At 56.9% G+C, this 12,814-nt stretch carries 15 protein-coding genes; 9 read left to right on the forward strand and 6 right to left on the reverse strand.

The genetic code is table 11. From position 1 onward, the window contains the following. Positions 1-32: 32 nt before the first annotated feature. Complete coding sequence (locus ACR0M3_RS17320) at positions 33-341, reverse strand: hypothetical protein (protein WP_209598134.1); 309 nt, start codon at positions 339-341, stop codon at positions 33-35. A gap of 193 nt (positions 342-534) precedes the next feature. Here ACR0M3_RS17320 and ACR0M3_RS17325 point away from each other — a divergent pair, with 193 nt between their 5' ends. The 3 genes from ACR0M3_RS17325 to ACR0M3_RS17335 all read left to right on the forward strand — a co-directional run bounded on the left by ACR0M3_RS17325 (position 535) and on the right by ACR0M3_RS17335 (position 4,350). Continuing rightward, complete coding sequence (locus tag ACR0M3_RS17325) at positions 535-1,548, forward strand: hypothetical protein (RefSeq protein WP_480484519.1); 1,014 nt, start codon at positions 535-537, stop codon at positions 1,546-1,548. Positions 1,549-1,711: 163 nt separating this feature from the next. Then, on the forward strand, positions 1,712-3,511 hold the full coding sequence (gene lepA / locus ACR0M3_RS17330; RefSeq protein ID WP_480488419.1) for a translation elongation factor 4: 1,800 nt from the start codon (positions 1,712-1,714) through the stop codon (positions 3,509-3,511). Between the two features lie 11 nt (positions 3,512-3,522). Continuing rightward, positions 3,523-4,350 carry a hypothetical protein gene (locus ACR0M3_RS17335; RefSeq protein WP_480911861.1) on the forward strand — a complete coding sequence of 276 codons (828 nt, stop codon included), beginning with the start codon at positions 3,523-3,525 and terminating at the stop codon, positions 4,348-4,350. Between the two features lie 631 nt (positions 4,351-4,981). Here the strand turns inward: ACR0M3_RS17335 and ACR0M3_RS17340 are convergent. The 4 genes from ACR0M3_RS17340 to ACR0M3_RS17355 all read right to left on the reverse strand — a co-directional run bounded on the left by ACR0M3_RS17340 (position 4,982) and on the right by ACR0M3_RS17355 (position 7,971). After that, the gene (locus ACR0M3_RS17340) at positions 4,982-5,746 is read right to left on the reverse strand and encodes a hypothetical protein (RefSeq protein ID WP_480911863.1); all 765 of its coding nucleotides are present in this window, start codon (positions 5,744-5,746) and stop codon (positions 4,982-4,984) included. Between the two features lie 438 nt (positions 5,747-6,184). Then, positions 6,185-6,601: a type II toxin-antitoxin system Phd/YefM family antitoxin gene (locus ACR0M3_RS17345; RefSeq protein WP_480518955.1), complete on the reverse strand. Its 417-nt coding sequence runs from the start codon at positions 6,599-6,601 to the stop codon at positions 6,185-6,187. Between the two features lie 830 nt (positions 6,602-7,431). Then, the gene (locus ACR0M3_RS17350) at positions 7,432-7,569 is read right to left on the reverse strand and encodes an entericidin A/B family lipoprotein (RefSeq protein ID WP_209505735.1); all 138 of its coding nucleotides are present in this window, start codon (positions 7,567-7,569) and stop codon (positions 7,432-7,434) included. A gap of 60 nt (positions 7,570-7,629) precedes the next feature. Continuing rightward, a complete protein-coding gene (locus tag ACR0M3_RS17355) occupies positions 7,630-7,971 on the reverse strand; it encodes an ArsR/SmtB family transcription factor (RefSeq protein ID WP_480473625.1) in 342 nt (113 codons plus the stop codon). Positions 7,972-8,330: 359 nt separating this feature from the next. Here ACR0M3_RS17355 and ACR0M3_RS17360 point away from each other — a divergent pair, with 359 nt between their 5' ends. The 6 genes from ACR0M3_RS17360 to ACR0M3_RS17385 all read left to right on the forward strand — a co-directional run bounded on the left by ACR0M3_RS17360 (position 8,331) and on the right by ACR0M3_RS17385 (position 12,212). Continuing rightward, positions 8,331-8,963 (forward strand): ATP-dependent Clp protease proteolytic subunit, encoded by a 633-nt coding sequence (locus ACR0M3_RS17360; RefSeq protein WP_480484514.1) that lies wholly within the window; start codon positions 8,331-8,333, stop codon positions 8,961-8,963. A gap of 132 nt (positions 8,964-9,095) precedes the next feature. Next, positions 9,096-10,364: an ATP-dependent Clp protease ATP-binding subunit ClpX gene (gene clpX / locus ACR0M3_RS17365; protein WP_209505741.1), complete on the forward strand. Its 1,269-nt coding sequence runs from the start codon at positions 9,096-9,098 to the stop codon at positions 10,362-10,364. A 192-nt stretch (positions 10,365-10,556) separates the two neighbouring features. Next, the gene (locus ACR0M3_RS17370) at positions 10,557-10,919 is read left to right on the forward strand and encodes a RidA family protein (protein ID WP_480911866.1); all 363 of its coding nucleotides are present in this window, start codon (positions 10,557-10,559) and stop codon (positions 10,917-10,919) included. An 80-nt stretch (positions 10,920-10,999) separates the two neighbouring features. Next, positions 11,000-11,383, forward strand: coding sequence for an NADH:ubiquinone oxidoreductase subunit NDUFA12 (locus tag ACR0M3_RS17375; RefSeq protein WP_267364687.1), 384 nt, complete (start codon positions 11,000-11,002; stop codon positions 11,381-11,383). 11 nt (positions 11,384-11,394) lie between these two features. Further along, positions 11,395-11,847, forward strand: a complete 453-nt coding sequence (gene mlaD / locus ACR0M3_RS17380) for an outer membrane lipid asymmetry maintenance protein MlaD (RefSeq protein WP_480488409.1) — start codon at positions 11,395-11,397, stop codon at positions 11,845-11,847. Continuing rightward, positions 11,844-12,212 (forward strand): DUF2155 domain-containing protein, encoded by a 369-nt coding sequence (locus ACR0M3_RS17385; RefSeq protein WP_480488407.1) that lies wholly within the window; start codon positions 11,844-11,846, stop codon positions 12,210-12,212. Before mlaD ends, ACR0M3_RS17385 begins: the two co-directional genes overlap by 4 nt. On the opposite strand, the gene aat is transcribed toward ACR0M3_RS17385, so the two are convergent. Continuing rightward, a complete protein-coding gene (gene aat, locus ACR0M3_RS17390; RefSeq protein ID WP_480911869.1) occupies positions 12,158-12,799 on the reverse strand; it encodes a leucyl/phenylalanyl-tRNA--protein transferase in 642 nt (213 codons plus the stop codon). The two genes, ACR0M3_RS17385 and aat, sit on opposite strands and share 55 nt — an antisense overlap. Positions 12,800-12,814 lie beyond the last annotated feature (15 nt).

Below are 12,814 nucleotides of genomic sequence, written 5' to 3' on the forward strand. Positions count from 1 at the left end.
CAGCGTGGATCAGGTCAAGCATTCTGAACGGGTTAGCTGCAGATCGCCTGCGCCATCTGGCCAAAGTTCTGGTACCGATCCCACAGCGCATCATCGCGCGCGGTTTTCGACATCTTCAACACCTGCGCCTGATGGGGGTCCTTGAACCATTTCGCCACGGTTTTCTGATCGCTGCGCGTCAACGCCTGATCCGCCACGCGCTGAATGCAGCTGCACCGGTCCCGCGTCGCCGCCGAGCGGTCCGACGCCATGCACGCCTGCCTGATCTGCGCCGCATCCGCGACCTGAGCCACCGCCGTCAGCGATGCCGCACAAAATGCGATAATGAGGAACTGTTTCATACTCGAGCCTCGTTTTTGCCTGCCCGGACGGGTCTTGCGCCCCTCTCGGTCTGCGGCGGAGTATGAATCAAACGGGCCCGCGGATCAATTGTTTTGACAGGCAAATCAAACGGTGTTGATTTGACGAGGACAAAAGCCGCGCATCGGGAAATGCCGGAAGCGAATTTGAGCGGCGAATACAAGGGGTAGGGCAGTGATTTCGATAAAAAAGCTGATTCTGTCAGCCGCAGTTTGGTTTTATCCAATGGTGGCTTTGTCGGAAGTGCCCTCTTTGCAAGGTCAAGACGCGCCGGAATTCAGAGAAGCGGTTCTAGCTTGGTTGGGTGGCGAAGATCTGGCTGCATTGCAAAGCCTTTCTGCTCAGGCCCAAAATGGAAACGCTGCAGCTCAAATATTGCTGGCGAACATCGCAAGTCGAAGTAGTTTTCATGCGCATGTGACGTCCGAAATGGATCGCAAGGATCGCATAGCTCTACTGCGAAAACCTGGTGGTCTGTCGGGCAAATCATGGCTAACGGAAGTGCAAAACTCCGAGCCTCTGGCCCTTGCCCTGCTACAAGTTGCCAAATTCGAGAATAAAGCTCCTGCGATTGCAGTGTTGGTCGAACTTGGTGAACCAATTACCGCGATGCTTGCAGCGCAATCTATGCTCTACGATGGTGAAGGGGCTGATTTGGTTGAGGTTTTGCAAGGCCTCGACCACAAACTACCCCAAGACGCCAGTGTCTTTTTGTTCTGGGCATTGTACCTGCAGAAACATAATTCGGAGGGTTCCAATCTGGGAGGTTCGGCATCGCTCGCTTGGCTGAATACTGGAGATGATCGCTTCTTATCTTCCGAACTAGCTTGGGGCCTATTTACTCCAAGAGAATTGATTAGTGACGCCGGCATCAGGGAAAAAGCAACGAAACTTAGCTCAGAGATAGTGGCCTGGACCCCCATTCGTAACTTTTGTAGCATTTACTGTGCGGATGAGGTCGCCGATTGTACGGTAACTGCTGCTGCGTTGCTCGCCTCACCTTATTCTCCAAGAAGCCCGCTACAGAGCTTGATCGCCAATGAAGACTATTGGTCGAGTGATCGCATTGAAGGCGACGTTGCGCGTTCAATTCTTGACATCCGGGATGTGGAGTTTGCTTCAGAGTATACGTACAATCAGTGCTTTACATCCAACATGCAGGCCCTTCAGCGAGCGCATTGGCCTTGAAACGGTGTTTCGCCGCAATGCAAGTTTATCTCCTGCATCAAGTTTGGTGCTAAGTACATTCCTTGAAGCGATTTGTATGCGATTGGCAATGAAGTTGTATTGGTCGCGGCAGATCATCTTGAACCATTGACCACAGCCCATTTCCGACGCATATCCCCACTCCATGACAGACCTCGCTCATATCCGCAATTTCTCCATCGTCGCGCATATCGACCATGGCAAATCCACCCTTGCTGACCGGCTCATCCAAGAGACCGGGACAGTGCAGGATCGTGACATGAAGGAACAGCTGCTCGACAGCATGGATATCGAGCGCGAGCGTGGCATTACCATCAAGGCCAACACGGTTCGCATCGACTATACCGCCGAAAATGGCGAGACATATGTGCTGAACCTGATCGACACCCCCGGCCACGTGGATTTCGCCTATGAGGTCAGCCGGTCGATGCGCGCCGTCGAAGGCTCGCTGCTGGTCGTGGACAGCACCCAGGGGGTCGAGGCGCAGACGCTGGCGAACGTGTATCAGGCCATCGACGCCGATCATGAGATCGTGCCGGTCCTCAACAAGATCGACTTGCCCGCGTCCGATTGTGACCGCGTGGCCGAACAGATCGAGGACGTGATCGGCATCGACGCAAGCGACGCCATCCGGGTCAGCGCCAAGACCGGGCAGGGCATCCACGAAACGCTGGAAGCGATCGTGCACAAACTGCCCGCGCCGCAGGGTACTCTGGACGCGCCGCTCAAGGCGATGCTGGTGGATTCGTGGTACGACGCCTATCTGGGCGTCATCGTTCTGGTCCGCATCATGGACGGCACGCTGAAAAAGGGGATGCGGGTCAAGTTCATGTCGAACGGCACCTTGCACCATGTCGACCGCGTCGGCGTCTTCCGCCCGCAAATGCAGATGATCGACAGCCTCGGCCCGGGTGAGATCGGGTTTCTGACCGCCTCGATCAAGCAGGTCCGCGACACCCGCGTCGGCGACACCATCACCAATGACCGCAACGGCACCGAAGTTGCACTGCCGGGCTTCAAACCCGCGCAGCCGGTGGTGTTCTGCGGCCTCTTCCCGGTGGATTCCGCCGAATTCGAAGACCTGCGCGACGCGATCGAAAAGCTGGCGCTGAACGACGCCTCATTCTCGTATGAAATGGAAACCTCGGCCGCGCTTGGCTTTGGCTTCCGCTGCGGCTTCCTTGGCCTGCTGCACCTCGAGGTCATCCGCGACCGGATCGAGCGTGAATACGATATCGACCTCATCACCACCGCGCCCAGCGTGATCTATCACGTCTACATGAAAGACGGCGCGATGATCGAGCTGCACAACCCCGCCGACATGCCCGACCTGTCCAAGGTCGACCACCTTGAGGAACCGCGCATCAAGGCGACCATTCTGGTGCCCGACGAATATCTCGGCGACGTGCTGAAACTCTGCCAGGACCGCCGCGGCATCCAGATGGACCTGACCTATGCGGGCCAGCGCGCCATGGTCGTCTATGACCTGCCCCTGAACGAGGTCGTCTTTGACTTCTACGACCGCCTGAAATCGGTGACCAAGGGCTATGCCAGCTTCGACTACCAGATGACCGGCTACCGTCAAGACGCGCTGGTCAAGATGTCGATCCTTGTGAATGACGAACCGGTCGATGCGCTGTCGACCATGGTTCACCGCGACCGGGCCGAGATGCGGGGCCGCGCGATGTGCGAAAAGCTCAAGGACCTGATCCCGCGCCACATGTTCAAAATCCCGATCCAGGCCGCCATCGGAGGCAAGGTCATCGCCCGCGAGACCCTGTCCGCCCTGCGCAAGGACGTGACCGCGAAGTGTTATGGCGGGGATGCAACACGTAAGCGGAAATTGTTGGATAAACAAAAAGCTGGCAAAAAGAAGATGCGTCAGTTCGGCAAGGTTGATATTCCTCAGGAGGCGTTTATTTCAGCGCTGAAGATGGATAGCTAGAGTCCGTTGCGATGACCTTACTTAAAATCGCAGCAGTATTAGTTCCGTTTGTCAGTTTGTTTACAGTGCACATTCTTGGTTTTACGGCCAATTCAGATTTTGCACTTCTCGGATTGCTAACGACAGGTATGTTGTCTGGTTTGATGTGGGCATTCTTTGCAAGCATTGTGTTTTCAGTTCTTATGGCAAGGTTGGTTGTCTACTTAGGGAGAGGTTACTTTCTCAGAATACTGGCCATAGTGGTGCTGAAACTGGGTTTTTTGGAGCAATTTCGAAGAAACTTGCGAGTGCTGACGGTCATCTTGGTTCGCAAGCCAGTCAGTAATATCGTGTTGGTTTCCGTGGTTTCAATCGTGATCTTTAATATGATCTATCTTGGAACAGGATTCTTTCTTGCTTTGTTCGTTTGTATAATTCCGATCGGGGTAATGGCATTTTATGCTAGTTCAGAAGAAGGTTTATTGATTGCTTCGAGCTTCCTGAGAGGCAAAGACAGGTCCCGGCTCTACTTTCATTTTAAGGGGTTTTTTCCTCGCGAAACACCGTCAGAAAAAAGCGTTGCGCGATTGCTCGAAAAAAAACTGATCGGAAGTGCTACTCGTATCGTCTTTCTCGTATTGCTTGTGTGTACACATTCTTCGTATTTGTTTGGGAAGATGCGAGAAACTCACTTGAGATCTGAAAACTATTACAGTTGGGCAGGTGTCTCGGAGCTTTCGTATATTGCGGGTGATGGGCAAAACCTAGTTTTCTGGTCCGAGAAAACGAAGGAATATATTGTTGTTAGTGCAGAATCGTCAAAAGAGCTACGTATCAGTATTCCTTCCGAAACTGAGTAAATACCTACCTGAAGAACTAAGTTCTAAAAAAACGGTGTGAGTTAACTCAATTGTAACCTCCCGCCCGGCAGCACCGCCGGGCCGCGCCGACCCGTCCCCATGGGGCGGCGCGTTTGCGCCTCCCCTCGGGTCGGTCGCGTCCCTCTGTTCTGGTGATCAGCCGTCTGGCCAAGACTGGGTTGCCGAGTTAGGTTCTCAAGATGAATTTTTCTTATCGAAATGTGCTGGAGCGCAGACTTATCGTAACCATAGCACTGACATTCCTTTCGTTCTTCGTTGTTGGAAGTTTTTTGAACTCATACCATGTCGCGCGGTCTGATTGGGGTTTTAACCCCGTATGGTTGGCTGAGGCAGGTTTGGGTGTATGGATGATTTACACTGTCTTTCAGATGGGTGCCTATTTAATCAGGACGTTTCGATAGGGTCGTAGGGCGGGCTTCAGCCCGCCAATCCACAACTCCCCCATTTCCCCGACCCCAAACCACCGCGCATGGATTGGCTGTGTCCGGTGGCGGGCTGAAGCCCGCCCTACGGGGTGGGGTTGGTTGGGCGGTTGTATCTGCGCTTGCGTCCTTGGGATTCTGGCCGTTCGCGGCCCTCGGGTCTGCGGGTCAACCGTCTGACCCACACCTCACCCGCGCGGGATCAAATGCAACCATTGCATCGGGAAACCGCGGCCTTCGGACAGGATCGGCCATTTGAAATCATCCCCCAACCGGATGATTTCATCCATCTCGGACGTGTCGCGCACGCTTCCGTCCACATAGGTGACATCAAAATACCCGGCGCAGAACGCTTCGATCGCTTTCAGTTTCGCATCGCCATCCTCCACCATCTGGGGGTGCAGTTCGATCAGAAACTCCGATCTGCGGAAATGCGACAGAAAATCTTCGGTCAACAGGCGGAATTCGACGCCCTCGATATCGATCAGAAAGAAGATGTCCGCCGGGTCGGGGGCCACGCTTGCGATATTTTCAACCGTGTCCGTCAGCGCATCCCCAAACACCGTCACGCGGTCGCCCACGCCGTTATGTTCCGCCGTTTCCCGGATGACATCCCGGCCTTTTGCCGAAACCTCAAAGCACACGCTTTTTTCGAACTGCCCGGCGGCCACCAGCCCGACGCCCCAAAAGCCGTCCGCCGCCCCGATATCCACCAGCACCGGCTTGTCCGAGTTGCTCAGCACCTTCAGGTTCTGCTGCTCATACAGGCCAAAGATTTTCGTGGCCGTATCCGAATGCCCGCCCCAGAATGCGTTTTCGACAAAGCGAAACCCCTTCATCGGCCCGCACAGCACCTGTCCGCGGCTTTGTTCCAGCACGAACAGCGAAAACTCGTTGCGGAACCTGCGCACAATGCTCTTGAACTCTCGATGTTGTCGCTTTGGAAATCGCATGTTCTGTCTGGGGCTTTTCAAGTTGGATCGGACGCCCCTGGATGAGGGCAGTTATTTGAAATCCCTGTTTAAGTTGTGGCGCGCGGTGTTGGAAGGAAAAACGCAATGCGCGATACCGGGCAGGGTGGGGTTTTCTTCTTGCCCACCTTTCCCGCGCATAAACCCTTGATGAAGTTTCCTTCAGACAAGTTGCAACCGCCGCGCGCGCATCCAATCTCAGTCACAGGCCAGCACGGCCCGCACCCCAAAGAAGGGTGCCGATCATCAGATCAGAGAATTCCGTAGCCTGCGCACCGGGACTGTTTTCGACCCCGTTCCGGCCCGTGAGGTGAACCGAAGCGTTTCCGGCCCGGTCGGGTTGTTAAGGGGTATGAGCCGCCATTGCTCACGGATTGCGGCGGAGGGGGTGTTGGTACCACCGCCGGGCCGGAACGCTTCTCAGAAACGGAACCAGCGTCTCCATCGTGCGGAGGCAGGCCGGGCGGCCAGTTCACCGCCTGCGACAGGATCCAGACCGCCCCGCGCAAGAATGCGGCGTTCCTCGGCGCGGGTCATCTGGATCTCGCGGACCTTCAGCGCGGCCTCGCGTGCGGTGACATAGCGGCCGTCCGGTCCCGGTTCCATACCGGGGATGTTGCGCCCCTTCGACCACATCCCCCGCAGCCCCGACAGCGGGTGTTTCCATCCGATCTCCTCATCATCCTGCAACTGCCAGATCCGGTTGGCCTCGGTCATCGAGACCAGCGCGGCCAGCGGCTTGCCGTGCCGGGTCAGGATGATCACTTCACGCGGGTCCTGGGCGCGGGTGATCAGCGGCCCCAGATGGGCGCGGGCATAGGAAATGGTGCAGCGCATCGGCGAATCTCCGTCTGTACGATTCGTAATATTGGGGGTCCGAGCGTTGTACAAATCGCACAATATTGGCCTAACGGGCCGCGCGGAGCGTTTCGCACCCGCAGCATCGCCCGGATTTCGGGGATGAGGGTTATGTCCGGATTTTTCCGCCCTCAACCCTTCGCGGGATGGGCATTTCTCAGGTTATCCACAAAATTCTCCCGCCGGATATCAACATCTTATCCCCGTCTAATTTTCATGCTGCAGTGCTATTTTCTTGTCCGATGCAGGGCGTGGTGCAACAGTCATCTCACCGCACAGGGTCTTCGGAGCCGGGGCGGAACGCAAAGGCCAAGGGGGTCTGGGCAGAGGAAGGTGGATCTTAGGATTTGCGTTTAACTGCAAAGGCTTACCGGTGGGTGATCAGCCAGATATGGGTCTCAGACCCAAGTCGGGTGACCATCTTCTCAGACGGCCAATGCATGCCGCGATGGACCTTAGGGGACAAAGCGGCGGCTACAGTCTCTCAGGGGGCTGGGGCGACTGGATCGGAGTGCTCCTCGGGGTGCGTCGACCCGGTAAGGCGTCAGGGCGTATCCGTAAGGGTACATGCAAAGACCGCGTCTGCGCACCTGACGCCTTTTCTTATGCCGAAATTCGGTTTCATACAGGCTACCACTCACCCCTGCCGAACGGGAACGGGGCTCTTCTGCGTGCGCGAAAGAGCCCCGATTTAGTGTCAGATATGCAATGCCGCGTCTATGCACCTGTAGGGCTAGACTACTGCGTGTGGGCGCAATCTTCAACCATATATTGCGTTAATGTCCGGCTCGCCCGCAAGATAAGCGCGCTTACAGGCTTTCCTGCACGTCCGAAGCTGCGTTCTGGATTGCATCCCCGGCCTTTTCGATATCTTTGCCCGCGCCTTTGGCGGTTTCGCAGGCGGTCAGTGCAAACAGGCTCAGGCCAATCAGAATTACGCGGATCATGTGTGTCTCCTCAGTGCTCGATACGGATTCGGTAGCACCTTTCTCGACACCAAGCCAGAGCTAGCCTTTGTCCTCACCGCAGAACAGCTCGTACACCACTTCAAGCATCCGGCGCGGGCGGTCATCGGCCAACCGGTAGAAGATGGTTTTGCCCTCTCTGCGCGGTATCACAAGCCCCTCCAGACGCAGGCGGGAAAGCTGTTGCGAAACAGCGGCTTGTCTGGCGGACAACAGCTCTTCCAACTCGGTAACAGATTTCTCACCGGACACCAGGTGACACAGGATCATCAGTCGGCCTTCGTGACTGATTGCCTTGAGGAAGTTGGACGCGCGTGTCGCATTATCGACCATACGATCCAGGTCGTGTTGCGACATGTCCTGAGACAGCTGTGGAAGTGCCATCGAATGTGTTCCTTGTGAACCCGTTGACCGGGCGTAGTTTCCGTAACGTAAAGCTCGTCGCCTGCGAGCCACTTCAGTACATGTTTCGATCAATTATTGCTATATGTATGAATCAAAAAACCGTGATGAAAAAAGGGGAACCCGCAGCCGTTTTCCCCGCAGCCCCTTTAGCGGGGCGCAATCATGGATAGGGTGCTGCTGCGGGACAGCGGCAGGTGTGACAATCTTATTGACGGCGATCCACATTCATTCCGCGTTCTCACCGACACCCCCTTGCAGCCCCCCGGAGCCAACACTAAGACTCAGGTAACACTTGTTGGGATAATGTCCCGATCCACAGCAAAACAGGCAGGTTACGAATGTTCGATCCCGTAGATACCTACATGAATACGCTTGTTCCCATGGTCGTTGAACAGACCAGCCGGGGCGAGCGCGCGTATGATATTTTCTCCCGCCTGCTGAAAGAGCGGATCATCTTCATCAACGGCCCGATTCACGATGGCATGAGCCATCTGATTGTGGCGCAGCTGCTGCACCTTGAGGCGGAAAACCCCAACAAGGAAATCTCGATCTACATCAACTCGCCCGGTGGCGTGGTGACCAGCGGTTTGTCGATTTACGATACAATGCAGTATATCAAGCCGAAATGTTCCACATTGGTGATCGGTCAGGCGGCCTCGATGGGATCGGTTCTGCTGGCCGGTGGTGAGAAAGGAATGCGCTTTTCGCTGCCCAACAGCCGGATCATGGTGCACCAGCCCAGCGGCGGATATCAGGGTCAGGCCAGCGATATCATGATCCACGCGGCCGAGACGCAAAAGCTCAAGGATCGCCTTTATGACATCTATGTGCGTCATACCGGGCAGACAAAAAAGGCAGTTGAAAAAGCGCTGGACCGTGACAATTTCATGAGTCCGGAAGAGGCCAAGGAATGGGGCCACATCGACGAGATCGTGGAAAATCGCGCAAAAATGGACGCGGATGAGGTCTGAGTTTCGGAGCCTGCACCACCGGTGCAGGAACCATTTTGAGATTGTAGCGGCCAAAGCGCTGGCCTAAGCTGCACGAACAGGCGAAAACGCATCCCCGCCGGGGGTGCTGGGATGAGGCCCGAAAGGTAGATCATGGCGACGAATTCAGGCGGTGACGGGAAAAACACGCTCTACTGCAGCTTCTGCGGCAAAAGCCAGCATGAGGTGCGCAAGCTGATCGCAGGCCCGACCGTTTTCATCTGTGATGAATGTGTCGAACTTTGCATGGACATCATCCGCGAAGAGACAAAGGCCAGCGGGCTGAAGTCTTCGGACGGCGTTCCGACGCCCAAGGATATCTGCGAGGTGCTGGACGATTATGTGATCGGTCAAGCCACCGCAAAACGCGTCCTGTCGGTCGCGGTCCACAACCACTACAAACGTCTGAACCACGCCCAGAAAGCGGGCAATGATATCGAACTGGCGAAATCCAATATTCTGCTGATCGGCCCCACCGGCTGTGGCAAGACATTGCTTGCGCAAACGCTGGCCCGGATACTGGATGTTCCCTTTACCATGGCCGATGCCACAACGCTGACCGAAGCCGGCTACGTGGGTGAGGATGTTGAGAACATCATTCTCAAGCTGTTGCAGGCCAGCGAATACAATGTCGAACGCGCGCAGCGCGGCATCGTCTATATCGACGAGGTCGACAAGATCACCCGCAAATCCGAGAACCCGTCGATCACGCGCGACGTGTCCGGTGAAGGCGTACAGCAGGCGCTGCTGAAACTGATGGAAGGCACCGTGGCCAGCGTTCCGCCGCAGGGCGGCCGCAAACACCCGCAGCAGGAATTCCTGCAAGTGGATACCACGAACATCCTGTTCATCTGTGGCGGCGCTTTTGCGGGTCTGGACCGGATCATTGCACAACGCGGCAAGGGCTCGGCCATGGGTTTTGGCGCCGATGTGCGTGACAATGACGAGCGCGGCGTGGGCGAGATCTTCAAGGATCTGGAACCTGAAGATCTGCTGAAATTCGGCCTGATCCCGGAATTCGTGGGCCGTTTGCCGGTTCTGGCAACGCTGGAGGATCTGGACGAGGAAGCACTGGTCACCATCCTGACCAAGCCGAAGAACGCCCTGGTCAAGCAATACCAGCGCCTGTTCGAGCTGGAAGATGTTGAGCTGGGCTTCACCGATGACGCGCTGAAGGCGATTGCCAAGAAAGCCATCGAGCGCAAAACCGGTGCGCGCGGCCTGCGGTCAATTCTCGAGGATATCCTGCTGGACACCATGTTCGAACTGCCGGGCATGAAAAATGTCAGCGAGGTTGTGGTGAACGAAGAGGCGGTGATGTCCGACGCGCAGCCGCTGTTCATCTATGCCGATGCGGCCAAGGAATCGGCCTCGGCTGGTTGAGGCCGGTCATTTCGCGGCGGCGGGACTTCAGTTGAACAGGTTCAGGGGGCTCTGCCCCCGCTGCCCTTCGGGCATCTCCCCCGGGATATTTATAGCCAGATGAAGCTGGGGATCCGTCGCTCGCTCGCGAAGGCATGCGCGGTCAGGCGGCGGGAGCTTAAGCAAGTTTTCGAACAACAAAGGTGACGGGTTATGACAGTGAAGCGCATTTCTTCGGGCGGTGAGTTTGAGGCGAAAGTCGGCTATTGCCGTGCAGTGGTTGCGGGCGGCTGGGTTCATGTCGCCGGGACCGTCGGGCAGGGCGAGGGCGTGGTGGCGCAATGCCGGTCTGCGCTGGATGTCATCGGCAAGGCACTGGCTGAGGCGGGCGCGGGTTTTGAAGATGTGGTTCGGGTCACCTACATGTTGCCGGACCGCAATGAGTTCGCGCAGTGCTGGCCGGTTCTGGCCGAGACGTTTGGCGCCAATCCACCGGCTGCGACGATGATCGAATGCGGTTTGATTGATCCGAAGTACCGGATCGAGATCGAAGTGACCGCCATCCTGCGGCAGTAACACTGGAAGCCCAAGGGGCACTGGACCTTGGCGAGCCTTTGGTCCATACCTTCTCTCGACCGAAATGCCGGAGGCAGCCGATGGGAATCCTGAACAGTCTTTTACGAGCCGTGACCTGGTGGAACGGGTCAACACTGAACACGCAGCTTTATACGGCGCGCAAGGGTGTGAAAGTGGGCGAAGACAATGAAGGCAATGTGTTTTATCGCACCGCCGACGACAGCAGGCGCTGGGTGATTTTCAATGGCGAGGCCGAAGCCAGCCGGGTTGACCCCGAATGGCACGGCTGGTTGCACCGCACCTGGGACGAACCCCCGACCGACAAACCGCTGCCGCACAAAGCCTGGGAAAAACCGCATCAGGAGAACCTGACAGGTACGGCGCTGGCCTATGCGCCTGCCGGGTCGCTGCGGCGGGCCAAGCCGGTTGAGCGCAGGGATTACGAGGCCTGGAGCCCGGAATAAACGAGGCGAAGATGTCGACCCATAACTGGACCGAAGTTCTTGTCGGAGGCGTCGTTTTGGCCGGTGCCATTGCGTTTGGCGTCTATGCCAGCCAATCAACCGGCCTGTCGCAAGGTGCTGCGGGCTATGAGTTGGGCGCCTCGTTCCGGTCGCTGGAAGGGGTTGGCGTCGGCACGGATGTCCGTCTTGCCGGTGTGAAAATCGGCACCGTTACCGGGGTCAAGCTGAACCCGGACACCTATCGTGCCGACACGACATTCTCTGTTGCCGAAGGCGTTCTTGTACCCGATGACAGCGCCATCGTGATCTCGTCCGAAGGGCTGTTGGGTGGAAACTTTGTCGAAGTCATGCCTGGCGGTTCGCCCTTCTTTTTTGAACCCGGAGACGAGATTCAGGATACCCAGGGTGCGGTCAGCCTGATCTCGCTGCTGGTCAAGTTCGTAGCCGGAGATGGCGGCGAATGATGCGCGCCGCCCTGATTGCCCTGTTGCTGGCTGGAACCGGCGCCGCCGCGCAGCAGAAAGTCAACTCTGGCCCCGGCGCCATGCTGCGCGGGCTCGACAAAGTCAGTGGCCAGACGGTTGATATCGAATTGCAGACAGGTCAGACCGAAGCTGTGTTCGGGCTGGATGTGGCGCTGGGGGATTGCCGGTATCCGGTGGATAACCCGACAGGCGATGCCTTCGCCTATCTGACCATTTGGGAAACGGGCAAAGCGGATCAGCTGTTTGACGGTTGGATGATTGCGACCTCTCCGGCGCTGAATGCGCTGGATCACGCGCGGTATGACGTTTGGGTCATCCGTTGTATCACGCCTTCTGCGGACTGAGTGATCGGCGTAGCAAAATAGGCGCTCTGGTTCAGGGCTTCTTCCAGTTCTTTCTTGTAAGCGCCACGCGGGATTTCGATCGCCCCAAGGGATGCCAGATGCGCGGTCAGGAACTGCGTGTCAAACAGGTGAAAGCCGGTTTGCCGCAACCGGTCCACAAGATAGGCGAGCGCGATTTTGGAGGCATCCGTGCGGCGCGAAAACATGCTTTCGCCAAAGAACGCGGCCCCCAGCGTCACACCATATACGCCGCCCACCAGCGCCGCTCCGTCCCAGACTTCCAGTGAATGCGCATGACCGGATTGGTGCAACTGGCGATAAAGGGCGTGCAGTTCCGCGTTGATCCAGGTGTCGGACCGGTCAGCGCACCCATCAACAACGCCGGAGAAATCCCGATTGATTGAAATCTCGAACCCGCAGTTCCGGATGCGGCGCGCAAGGCTGCGCGAAATGTGGAACCCGTCCAGCGGAAATATCCCGCGAAACTTGGGATCAACCCAGAACAGTTCAGGATCGTCGCGGTGTTCGGCCATCGGGAAAATACCGATGGAATACCCGTGCAGCAGCAGTTCTGGGGTCAGGCTCATGCCGGTGATAGGGCG

It is taken from the genome of Ruegeria sp. O5 (assembly GCF_056535105.1).